Raw genomic sequence first — 4,577 nt, 5'->3', positions numbered from 1 at the left:
CGAGCGTTATCCGGATTTATTGGGTTTAAAGGGAGCGTAGGCGGGTTGTTAAGTCAGTTGTGAAAGTTTGCGGCTCAACCGTAAAATTGCAGTTGATACTGGCATCCTTGAGTACAGTAGAGGTAGGCGGAATTCGTGGTGTAGCGGTGAAATGCTTAGATATCACGAAGAACTCCGATTGCGAAGGCAGCCTGCTGGACTGTAACTGACGCTGATGCTCGAAAGTGTGGGTATCAAACAGGATTAGATACCCTGGTAGTCCACACAGTAAACGATGAATACTCGCTGTTTGCGATATACAGTAAGCGGCCAAGCGAAAGCGTTAAGTATTCCACCTGGGGAGTACGCCGGCAACGGTGAAACTCAAAGGAATTGACGGGGGCCCGCACAAGCGGAGGAACATGTGGTTTAATTCGATGATACGCGAGGAACCTTACCCGGGCTTGAATTGCAAATGAACGGCGTGGAGACATGCCGGCCGCAAGGCATTTGTGAAGGTGCTGCATGGTTGTCGTCAGCTCGTGCCGTGAGGTGTCGGCTTAAGTGCCATAACGAGCGCAACCCTTACCGATAGTTACCATCAGGTGGTGCTGGGGACTCTGTCGGGACTGCCGTCGTAAGATGCGAGGAAGGCGGGGATGACGTCAAATCAGCACGGCCCTTACGTCCGGGGCTACACACGTGTTACAATGGGGGGTACAGAAGGCAGCTACACGGCGACGTGAGGCTAATCCCTAAATCCTCTCTCAGTTCGGATTGGAGTCTGCAACCCGACTCCATGAAGCTGGATTCGCTAGTAATCGCGCATCAGCCACGGCGCGGTGAATACGTTCCCGGGCCTTGTACACACCGCCCGTCAAGCCATGAAAGCCGGGGGTACCTGAAGTGCGTAACCGCGAGGAGCGCCCTAGGGTAAAACTGGTGATTGGGGCTAAGTCGTAACAAGGTAGCCGTACCGGAAGGTGCGGCTGGAACACCTCCTTTCTGGAGTGACGTTTCGAGATTAAGAGATGGTTTCGGTTCTTGAAGTCTTGCTTCCATAAGAACCTCTTGTACTGCCGTAGTTGTTTATTAACATAAGAGAAAGAAGAAGCCGAGCCGCAAGGCGAGGGTTTGACTGACAGTCCTATAGCTCAGTTGGTTAGAGCGCTACACTGATAATGTAGAGGTCGGCAGTTCAACTCTGCCTGGGACTACTCGAATGACGGATGTTGTGCGCGGTCTTTTCATGATACTTTTTTTGTATCGATTTTTTAAGACGCGACATAGTCCTTTCCGTTTGGGGGATTAGCTCAGCTGGCTAGAGCACCTGCTTTGCACGCAGGGGGTCAACGGTTCGAATCCGTTATTCTCCACTTATCAGTTCCGGATGTTTTTCCGGATTCTTGAGACGATCTTTGACATGATGTGACCAAAAAAAAGTAAAGTTAAAGCTGAAAGTATATATCGACCATACGTGATCGGTAAGACAAAAAGTAAGTAAGGGCACATGGCGGATGCCTTGGCTCTCGGAGGCGATGAAGGACGTGATAAGCTGCGATAAGCTGCGGGTAGGTGCAAATGACCTTTGATCCGCGGATTTCCGAATGGGACAACCCGGTACCTTGAAGAGGTACCATCCCGCAATGCGGGAGGCTAACGCAGGGAACTGAAACATCTTAGTACCTGCAGGAAAAGAAAATAAACAATGATTCCCCCAGTAGTGGCGAGCGAACGGGGAAGAGCCCAAACCACCCGTGTTACGGCATGTGTGGGGTTGTAGGACCACGTTTTGGCAAGACAGTCGGTGAGCGGAATGTTCTGGAAAGTACAGCCATAGAGCATGACAGCTGCGTACGCGAAGCCGGCTTAAGCCTAGTGGTATCCTGAGTAGCGCGGAGCACGAGGAATTCTGCGTGAATCTGCCGGGACCATCCGGTAAGGCTAAATACTCCCGAGAGACCGATAGTGAACCAGTACTGTGAAGGAAAGGTGAAAAGCACTTCGAACAGAAGAGTGAAATAGTTCCTGAAACCATGTGCCTACAAGCGGTCGGAGCACTTTAAGTGTGACGGCGTGCCTTTTGCATAATGAACCTACGAGTTACTTTTTCCGGCGAGGTTAAGGATTTCAGATCCGTATCCGAAGCGAAAGCGAGTCTGAACAGGGCGTATAGTCGGAAGGAGTAGACGCGAAACCAAGTGATCTACCCTTGGGCAGGTTGAAGGACAGGTAACACTGTCTGGAGGACCGAACCGATAAGCGTTGAAAAGCTTCCGGATGACCTGAGGGTGGGGGTGAAAGGCTAATCAAACTTGGAGATAGCTCGTACTCCCCGAAATGCATTTAGGTGCAGCCTTGACTTATACTGGCATGAGGTAGAGCGACTGATAAGATGCGAGGGCTTCACCGCCTATCAAGTCTTGACAAACTCCGAATGCGTGCCAGTTCTATGTCAGGAGTGAGGGCATGGGTGCTAAGGTCCATGTCCTAAAGGAGAACAATCCGGACCAACAGCTAAGGTCCCGAAATGAATGCTAAGTTGAACTAACGAAGTCAGATTGCTAAGACAGCTAGGATGTTGGCTTGGAAGCAGCCATTCATTTAAAGAGTGCGTAACAGCTCACTAGTCGAGGAGTTTGGCGTGGATAATAATCGGGCATAAGCATTCTACCGAAGCTTTGGGATGAGAAATCATCGGTAGGGGAGCATTCCACTCTGCGTCGAAGGTTGGGCGTGAGCCCTGCTGGAGCGTGTGGAAAAGCAAATGTAGGTATAAGTAACGATAAAGGGGGTGGGAAACCCCCTCGCCGAAAGACTAAGGTTTCCTGATCAACGCTAATCGGATCAGGGTAAGTCGGGTCCTAAGGCTCAGCCGAACGGCGAGGCCGATGGCAGAACCGGTTAATATTCCGGTACTACCTTGTGGAGTGACGTGGAGACGGAGTCGTGACAGCGCCGCGGACTGACGGAATAGTCCGTTGAAGGGTGTAGATGCCGATTGTCCCAGGCAAATCCGGGACAAGAGTCGAACCTGATAGTATGGAGCGTTCTTCTGAACAATCCAATAGCGCGCGTAATCATACTTCCAAGAAAATCCGCTAAACATAATCCTCACGGTACCCGTACCGCAAACGGACACACGTAGTCGGGTTGAATATACTAAGGCGCTTGAGTGATTCACGGTTAAGGAACTAGGCAAACTGACCCTGTAACTTCGGGATAAAGGGTCCTCAAGCGATTGAGGCGCAGAGAATAGGTCCAGGCAACTGTTTAACAAAAACACAGGGCTGTGCGAAATTGAAAGATGAAGTATACAGCCTGACACCTGCCCGGTGCTGGAAGGTTAAGAGGAGACGTCATCGCAAGAGAAGCGTTGAATTGAAGCCCCAGTAAACGGCGGCCGTAACTATAACGGTCCTAAGGTAGCGAAATTCCTTGTCGGGTAAGTTCCGACCTGCACGAATGGTGTAATGATCTGGACGCTGTCTCAACCGTGAGCTCAGTGAAATTGTAGTATCGGTGAAGATGCCGATTACCCGCGATGGGACGAAAAGACCCCGTGAACCTTTACTATAGCTTAACATTGAATTTGGGTAATTGATGTGTAGGATAGGCCGGAGGCTTTGAATCAGGTACGCCAGTATTTGTGGAGCCGCTGTTGAAATACGGCCCTTTGATTATTTGAGTTCTAACCCGTTTTTTCGGGGACACTGTTTGGTGGGTAGTTTGACTGGGGTGGTCGCCTCCAAAAGCGTAACGGAGGCTTCTAAAGGTGCCCTCACGACGATTGGTAACCGTCGGCAGAGTGTAATGGCATAAGGGCGCTTGACTGGGAGACTCACAAGTCGATCAGGTAGGAAACTAGAGCATAGTGATCCGGTGTTTCTGTATGGAAAGGACATCGCTCAAAGGATAAAAGGTACTCCGGGGATAACAGGCTGATCCCTCCCAAGAGCTCATATCGACGGAGGGGTTTGGCACCTCGATGTCGGCTCGTCACATCCTGGGGCTGGAGAAGGTCCCAAGGGTTGGGCTGTTCGCCCATTAAAGTGGCACGCGAGCTGGGTTCAGAACGTCGTGAGACAGTTCGGTCTCTATCTATCGTGGGCGTATGAAATTTGCGTGGCTCTGACACTAGTACGAGAGGACCGTGTTGGACTGACCTCTGGTTTGCCGGTTGTGCCGCCAGGTGCATTGCCGGGTATCTAAGTCGGGATTGGATAAGTGCTGAAAGCATCTAAGTACGAAGCCAGCCACAAGATTAGATTTCTCAGGGTCGTCGTAGACTACGACGTTGATAGGATGCAGGTGTAAAGGCAGCGATGTCATAGCCGAGCATTACTAATTGCCCGTTCACTTCTTGTCCTGCCTCGTATGGAGGTATATACGTTCAGCCGCTAATGAAGCTTTTACTTTTTCCGCATCATGTCTGCCTTATTCAGGTGACTACAGCACCGGGGTTCCACCTCTTCCCATTCCGAACAGAGAAGTTAAGCCCGGTCACGCCGATGGTACTGCGTAACAGTGGGAGAGTAGGTAGTCGCCGTTTTAGAGGAAGCCCCCGAGTCAGAAATGACGAGGGGGCTTTTGCTTTT

At 50.9% G+C, this 4,577-nt stretch carries 2 tRNA genes and 3 rRNA genes; all 5 read left to right on the top strand.

The features are described from left to right. A 16S ribosomal RNA gene (locus E5355_RS18805) occupies nucleotides 1–984 on the top strand; the annotation flags it as partial. 138 nt (nucleotides 985–1,122) lie between these two features. Then, nucleotides 1,123–1,196 (top strand) — tRNA-Ile (locus E5355_RS18800). Nucleotides 1,197–1,281: 85 nt separating this feature from the next. After that, nucleotides 1,282–1,355 (top strand) — tRNA-Ala (locus E5355_RS18795). A 114-nt stretch (nucleotides 1,356–1,469) separates the two neighbouring features. Then, nucleotides 1,470–4,347: ribosomal RNA gene (locus E5355_RS18790) — 23S ribosomal RNA — on the top strand. A gap of 73 nt (nucleotides 4,348–4,420) precedes the next feature. Next, nucleotides 4,421–4,531 (top strand): 5S ribosomal RNA (rrf, locus tag E5355_RS18785). Nucleotides 4,532–4,577 lie beyond the last annotated feature (46 nt).

This window comes from Bacteroides muris (ex Afrizal et al. 2022) (genome assembly GCF_004793475.1).
GTDB classification, from domain to species: Bacteria; Bacteroidota; Bacteroidia; order Bacteroidales; family Bacteroidaceae; genus Bacteroides; species Bacteroides muris.
The sequence above is the reverse complement of the archived record's forward strand: the minus strand, read 5'-3'. Positions and strand labels throughout refer to the sequence as shown.